Origin of the sequence: Dapis brunnea BLCC-M229, from assembly GCF_050015995.1 — a bacterium.
Lineage (GTDB): Bacteria > Cyanobacteriota > Cyanobacteriia > Cyanobacteriales > Microcoleaceae > Trichodesmium.
In genome coordinates this window covers 1-6,436 of sequence record NZ_JBNHEP010000319.1, presented here as the reverse complement: position 1 = coordinate 6,436, position 6,436 = coordinate 1, and the positions used below count along the sequence as shown (strand labels likewise).

Genomic DNA, 6,436 nt, shown 5'->3' with positions numbered 1-6,436 from the left:
TGAGAAGAAAAAAAATTCCTTTTAGCCAATCCTATCTGTTATAAGAAGAGGTAATTATTAATTATTAATTGTTAATTATTAATTATTGAACGTTTATTTATAACTGATATCATGTCCGGATCAGAGCGCGATAGAAATCCGTTCCGCACTCCGCGACCAAAAAACTTTCTCCTTTTTATACTTTCTTTTTCCCCTCTTCCCTCCTGACTTGGTCTTCCTGACTCCTGACTCCTCCCTCGTTATTTATAACTATTCAACCGGACATGATATGACATGATATTAGAAATCGTTATTTTCAGGTGGAGCAAAACCAGGTCCTAGTTGATTTTTCAAGAATAGGTTTTGAGCGCTGTCGTTTTGATAAATGCAATCAATCTCTGGTTCATCGTTAATATTTCCTGTATACCCGAAGGTGTTCATCCGGTTTTTACAATTACGCACTTCCTCATTGTTGACTAATTTTCTTTGCTCTAGAATTGCCCAGTTATTTCTGCGGATGACACATCCTGGTTCTATACCTGGCTGAGATATGTATACATTAAAAGGGTTCAAAGTCAAGAAAACGCGCATATTCATTACCATTGCGCTAGCTCCAAACTGTACACAAAGTTCGGGGTTTGGTACACTGCGATCTATAAATTCACGAGATGCCACGTTTTGTGGGGTAAAATTAGCAGTGGAGCTAAAGGCAATGCCAATGCCAATACCCAAAACAAATACTCCTCCTAAAATTGCCAGAGTAGCATAATTGAATCTGGATGGTTGACTGGTGCTTTGAGTTCTACGTTTCATATATAATTTTTGTTTAAGTTATTTGAGTGGCTTTTGGGCCATTAATCATGGGCGAAGCTCGATTTGTGTTTTTCCTAATATATTTCTACAACAAATTTTAGCAGGGAAATTATTAGTGTTGACTAGGCATAAATAAGTATTAAAAATACCTATTTTGATTAATGCGATGACAACTCTCGAATCAGGGGTTATTCAGTCAAAAGTTAAAATAAAAAAGTCAGGTGACAAAAATCTAATTTTTTATTTATTATTTTAGTGTAATATTAAGTTTTATGTTATATATATAAAAATATAAACCTTGTATTAGTTTTATTAAACAGGATAAAGTAGTGTCTGTCGAGACTATAGAAAAACGTTCCACAGTCCGTAAACTTGCACCACGTTATCGCGTTTTACTCCATAACGATGATTTCAACAGTATGGAGTATGTAGTGCAAGCATTGATGAAGACAGTGCCGAGCTTAACTCAGCCCCAAGCTGTCAGTATTATGATGGAAGCTCACAATAGTGGTATTGCACTGGTAATTACCTGTGCTTTAGAACATGCTGAGTTCTACTGCGAAAATTTGAAAAATCAGGGACTAACTAGCACTATAGAACCTGATGAGTAATTTGATTTTAACAGGACTTAGAACATCTAGGACAAAATTATTGGCTTGAGATTTTCCCTGTCATTCGTAATCAGATAAATACGTTGTTTTGCCTAAGCCCAATGTAATCTAAAAACCGAGTTTCGACTTTGAGAAACTCGGTTTATCATTTTTTTTAGTCTTGAGTATGCCTAATTTATCATTATGTGGCAAAATAGCAAAGTTTTCAACTCCGGCAAGGATCGGAATTTTTATTTTAACATTACTTCTGAGTTGGATACCACTGGCAGGACCAATATATTTTTTTGGACAGGATGCCAACTTGGTAAGTATATTGGCGATCGCTATTCTCTACATTGAGTTTATTATTTTGGTTAGGTTTTGGGGAAATAAGGTATATCAGGAACCACACCTATTACATCGCTACGGTCTAGTAATAAATAGGCGCAATTTTCAACTATTTTTCCAAGGTTTAGGAATAGGTTTATTTAGTCTATTTAGTCTGTTTATATTAGAGATATTTTTGGGGTTGCTAGTATGGCAGTCACCTTCTGAAAAGTTACTGCAATTTATTGTTGAAGGTTTATTAGTTTCTGTAGGTATTGGTTTTGCTGAAGAGTTATTATTTCGGGGTTGGCTATTAGATGAGTTGGAGCGAGATTATCAAGAAAAAATAGTTTTATGGGTGAGTAGTATTGTTTATGCAGTGCTACATTTTCTTAAACCTTTAGAGGAAATTTTACGAACTTGGCTGCAATTTCCTGGTTTAGTTTTATTGGGTTTAATATTTGTCTGGGCAAAACGTAGTAGTGGGAAAAAGTTAAATAAATTTACTAATAAAAAACAGGAATTATTGGGTTTTCCGATAGGTATTCATAGTGGTTTAGTTTGGGGATATTACATTATCAATGTGGGTGGTTTAGTGAAATATTCTGAAGAGGTTGGAGAGTGGTTAGTTGGAATAGATGGAAATCCTTTGGCGGGTTTAATGGGGTTGTTATTTTTAGGAGCGATCGCTTTCTGGATGAGAAATAAAATATCTGATTAAAAAAGAAATCTTAGTGAAAATTTTTGCCTACTTATTTCCCATTATACCATTTTCAATAACTTCTCAACCCATATCTTGAGTGGGGGAGTGGGGGATAAATGGGATTTCTTACCTGTAAAAGTAAAAATTGAAGATCGTCAAGCAGAAGGATTAGATAAAACTAAAGAGTAGCATGAATTTACTTATGCGATAGATTTTAAGTTGAATGGTAGAACAAATTATACAAGTAGTAAAAACGTATTTGAGCATAATTGTAAATTCTTGAATCCTTAGAGTAAAGAGGGTTATAAGTCAGAAATTAAAAAGTGTGGAAATGATAGTAACCTACATTCCGCACGACAAAATGTAGCATGAAAAACGGAGACAGGAGACAGGAGACAGGAGACAGGAGGCAATTAAAGTGGTCAATAGGAGTAAGTAATTGAGTATTTATGCTTAATATTTTCCTGAGAATCTGACTCCTGAGAAAGGTCAATGAATAGGATTTATAGAGTATAAATACGAACCCGCGCTACCATTTTTTATACTACTTTTAATATTACAACTTGACGTGCGGAATATGGGTAGTAAGAGAAAAGCAGGTTTTTATGGGAAGTTGGTAAAAATTATATTATAGAATATTCCATATTTCAAGCCTCCTTATTGCAGGGGTAGTGATAACTGATAACTGATAAGTGAAATGACTATAACGCCTCTATGAAAAGTTAAAAAAAAATCATACTTATCAGTCATTAGTTAATTGTTAAAATCCTAGAGTTAATAACCAAATATATTTTTAAAATTAGTAGTGTGTGGATTTTGGTAAGTTTGAATCCTCCACTACTATAGCTGATAATTATTAACCGTTTTAAAGACCTAAATCATACTTAGCAAATTCAGCCATAGCTAACAATTTTTCCTCCCACTTTTTCCCTGTATTTTGTTGTAAATATTCTGCTAAAGAACCCCATCCATTTGACTGTAAATATAAATGAGTAGCAATTTGATGTTTACAAATTGTGTGACGATAAACCATATCAGCACAACTACAACCAATATTATTTACCTCAGCCACAGTTCCTTTAATTCGATTTCTAACCACAGAACTAACAGCAGTCAACTCAACCTCTAACTTTTCTAAAGCAGCTCGATTATATCTTTCCAAAAAAGCGTATATTTCCGAATAAATAATAAAAGACTTGCCATTTTCTGCATCTATGTTAATCCCAGAATTCTGAAAATTATAACTCTTAATTTTGCTAAAATGACGCTGTTTAATTTGCAAAAAACAGAGCAAACAATTCAGAAAATTTGCTTTAGATAAAAAAGTGCTGCACCGTCCTTTTGATGTGCGATAAACTATTTGAGGAATTTTACCAGCCCCAACAACTTTAATACTTTCAATCTTAATTTCTAACGGCACTAATGGTTGAATTTCAAAATCTATTTCGCGGGAAAAATGAGTGGATTGAATACCAATGCAATTAACCATGATATAATCCTCCTGTGATTTAACTTTTTGTTCCAGGCGCTCTGCGAAAAACCCAATCAGATGAGCGCCTTTTATATTACAATTATACTTCAAAAAAACAGGGGTTGACAACCCTTAAAAGTTACTTCCTGTAAAAGACTAAAGTCTTTACTACAAACCGACAAAATCTCAACCAAAGGGAAGAGTGGGGAGAGGAGGAAGAGGGGGAAGAGGGGGAAGTGTGGGAAATGTGGGGAGAAAGAACAACCAGAGGAGTTGAATTAACTGTTTGAGGGTGAAATGGTATAACCTACATTCCGCACGACAAAATGTAGCATAAAAATATAAGTCAAAAGTCAAAAGTAAGAAAAAAATTATATTTGTTAATAGAAGTCAATGATTCAGCAAGTATTTATGCTTAATATTTAACATAGTATAAATACCGGATCAGTTACGGATTTTATACTAATTTTCATGTTACAAATTGAAGTGCGGAATGTGGGGTATAAGACCCCGCTTTTGTAGTAAGATTTAACTCTGGCTTAATAAGACCCCGCCCTTAAGCGAGGTTTAAAAAAAGCTTTTGTCGTAAAACCAAAAGCAATAGCTGTTAACGCAGTTCCTCCGCAGGAGACTAGCTGTTAACGTTTCGCTTCGCGACATGAAAAGCGTTAGCGAACCTCCTCTGAAAGAGGCAGCTCCTCTGTTAGCGCAGCTCCTCCGAAGGAGGCAAGAGGCATTTCCTCCGTAGGAAGCTAGCTGACGGCTGAATACTTACAATAACTGATAACTGAAATGACCACAGAAATCAAACCAAATCTTCTCAGTCAAGAAGAAGCATTATCCTTAGTAGAAACAGCCGTAAAAAAATCTGACGCCGAAGGTATTTTCGTTAGTCTTAGCAACAACGAATCATCCCTAACTCGCTACTCAGAAAATCAGATTAGCCAAAATATTAGCAAAACAAAATTTGAACTTAACATCACCAGCTATTTTGACACTCGCAGCGCCACTGCCTCAACCACAGAACTAGATCCAGATGCCATTACAGCCACCATTCGCCGTTCCGAAGAACTCGCCCGTATCGCCCCACAAGACCCAGAGTGGGTGCCTCTGCTCGAACCCCAACAATACGAAAATCGTACTCCGGCCTTTGATGAGTTGACTGCTACTATCTCCCCCCTAGCACGAGGAGAAATAGTCCAACAGGTATGCGCCATGAGTGCCAAAGCAGGAGTAGATGGCTCCGGTACTCTGAGTACAGATACATCTTTACGAGCGATCGCCAACTCACTTGGGTTACGCGCCTGTAATAAATATACAACAGCAGACTTTAGCTTTACGGCAAGAATCGAAAATGGCTCTAGTTGGAGTCGTAGCACTGCCTGGGGTATAAATCAATTACCCACTGAAAGTCTGACTGAAGAGTTGATTAATCGCGCCTTTGCTTCTCGCCAACCCAAAGAAGTTAGTCCCGGTGTTTATCCTGTGATTTTCAGTGGAGCTGCTTTAGCTGATTTATTGATTTGGCTAATATTTAATCTGGATGCACGAGCAGCAGATGAAGGGCGATCGTTTATGTCCCGTACTGACGAAACTGGGAAACCTGAGGGCAACCGAGTTTTGGAAAAAATGTTTAGTCCATTGGTGCAGTTACAACGTTATCCGGGTCATCCTTTGTTGCAGTTAGGAAATTTTTCTGGTGATGGGTTGAGTAATCATTATCTGGAAGTAATTAAGGATGGTGTGCCACAAACCTTATCTTATAGTCGGTATTGGGCAGCACAACAGGGAAAGCAACCTACTGGTTCTATGTTTCCGATAGTAATGCAGGGTTCTGAGGAAAGTTTGGCCGATTTGATTTCCCGGACGGAGCGAGCTATTTTGGTAAATCGTTCCTGGTATGTGCGTTATGTGAATCCGCGTACTTTGGAGGTAACGGGGATGACACGGGATGGTACTTTTTGGGTTGAGGATGGGAAAGTGGTTTATCCGATTAAAAATTTGCGGTTTAATCAGGTTTTGCCAGATATGTTGCGGGATGTGGATGCTGTGAGCAAAGTAGATCGTTATGGTAATAGTGTTTTGCCTGGGGTGAGGGTGAAGGCATTTAATTTTAGTAGTGTGACTGATAGTATTTAGATATAAAACAGGGAGTAGGGAGTAGGGAGTAGGGAGTAGGGGAGTGGGGGAGTGGCAGTTATTCCGCAGGAAGCTAACTGATAACTGATAACTGATAACTGATAACAGAGGCAGTTCTTCCGCAGGAAGCTAACTAATATAGCAGTCGAAGCAAAGGTTAGGGCAGTTCTAAATCCTGTTTGCGGAGCATTTCCCTATAAGAAAAACCCTTTGATAGTCTGCTGTTCCCTGTTCCCTTTTCCCTTTTCCCTTTTCCCTTTTCAAGTAGCGCTATAACTGATAACTGATATAGCGTTTCCCAAGCTCTCGGAGGTACAGTTGTTTTTCTTGTTTATCTATATCCTACGGAACGAGAATTACTATTCCCTGTTCCCTGTTCCCTGTTCCCTGTTCCCTGTTCCCTGTTCCCTGTTC

Annotated in this window: 5 protein-coding genes; 3 read left to right on the top strand and 2 right to left on the bottom strand. The window is 37.5% G+C overall.

The window, feature by feature from the left end; translation table 11 throughout:
- Window positions 1-279: 279 nt before the first annotated feature.
- Complete coding sequence (locus tag ACP6PM_RS36680; protein WP_426591815.1) at window positions 280-792, bottom strand: DUF3172 domain-containing protein; 513 nt, start codon at window positions 790-792, stop codon at window positions 280-282.
- Between the two features lie 329 nt (window positions 793-1,121).
- On the opposite strand from ACP6PM_RS36680, the gene clpS reads away from it, so the two are divergent.
- Window positions 1,122-1,403 carry an ATP-dependent Clp protease adapter ClpS gene (clpS, locus tag ACP6PM_RS36675; protein ID WP_426591814.1) on the top strand — a complete coding sequence of 94 codons (282 nt, stop codon included), beginning with the start codon at window positions 1,122-1,124 and terminating at the stop codon, window positions 1,401-1,403.
- A 166-nt stretch (window positions 1,404-1,569) separates the two neighbouring features.
- Window positions 1,570-2,430: a CPBP family intramembrane glutamic endopeptidase gene (locus ACP6PM_RS36670; RefSeq protein ID WP_426591813.1), complete on the top strand. Its 861-nt coding sequence runs from the start codon at window positions 1,570-1,572 to the stop codon at window positions 2,428-2,430.
- An 847-nt stretch (window positions 2,431-3,277) separates the two neighbouring features.
- Here ACP6PM_RS36670 and ACP6PM_RS36665 read toward each other — a convergent pair.
- On the bottom strand, window positions 3,278-3,901 hold the full coding sequence (locus ACP6PM_RS36665; protein ID WP_426591812.1) for an SWIM zinc finger family protein: 624 nt from the start codon (window positions 3,899-3,901) through the stop codon (window positions 3,278-3,280).
- A 774-nt stretch (window positions 3,902-4,675) separates the two neighbouring features.
- Between ACP6PM_RS36665 and ACP6PM_RS36660 the strand changes: the two genes are divergently transcribed.
- Window positions 4,676-6,022 carry a TldD/PmbA family protein gene (locus tag ACP6PM_RS36660; protein WP_426591811.1) on the top strand — a complete coding sequence of 449 codons (1,347 nt, stop codon included), beginning with the start codon at window positions 4,676-4,678 and terminating at the stop codon, window positions 6,020-6,022.
- Window positions 6,023-6,436: the final 414 nt, after the last annotated feature.

Excerpts from the sequence above, each read along its gene's own strand:
- ACP6PM_RS36680 (WP_426591815.1), bottom strand. The coding sequence starts at position 792 with ATGAAACGTAGAACTCAAAGCACCAGTCAACCATCCAGATTCAATTAT.
- ACP6PM_RS36670 (WP_426591813.1), top strand. The coding sequence starts at position 1,570 with ATGCCTAATTTATCATTATGTGGCAAAATAGCAAAGTTTTCAACTCCG.
- ACP6PM_RS36665 (WP_426591812.1), bottom strand. The coding sequence starts at position 3,901 with ATGGTTAATTGCATTGGTATTCAATCCACTCATTTTTCCCGCGAAATA.
- ACP6PM_RS36660 (WP_426591811.1), top strand. The coding sequence starts at position 4,676 with ATGACCACAGAAATCAAACCAAATCTTCTCAGTCAAGAAGAAGCATTA.